The following is a 304-nucleotide window of genomic DNA, read 5'->3' on the forward strand; positions in this document are numbered from 1 at the left end:
TTTTTTTTTTTGCCTCTCCGATCTCATTTTCGTTTCGAGTTCTCGCCTTCCGAAAATGGCAGGAAACGGAAACGAAGAATTCAGCTTCGCCAACGGCGTCATAGCACGCAACGGACTGGCGAAGATCCAGACGCAGAAGCAGAACGGACAGAACGGGATCTGTCACGACGACAGTGCTCCGACGGTGAATGTTCAGACGATCGACGAGCTTCATTCGCTTCAGAGGAAGAAATCCGCGCCAACAACTCCCGTTAAAGGGACTGAGGGCGCTTTTGCCACGGTGTCGGAAGAAGAACGCCAGCAG

1 protein-coding gene is annotated in these 304 nt (G+C 52.6%); it reads left to right on the plus strand.

The annotated features are described in order from the left end of the window. Positions 1–55 precede the first annotated feature (55 nt). A partial coding sequence (locus C6N31_RS42785; RefSeq protein WP_198359701.1) for a hypothetical protein occupies positions 56–304 on the plus strand: 249 nt, incomplete at its 3' end.

Source organism: Streptomyces fildesensis (assembly GCF_016107395.1).
Lineage (GTDB): Bacteria > Actinomycetota > Actinomycetes > Streptomycetales > Streptomycetaceae > Actinacidiphila > Actinacidiphila fildesensis.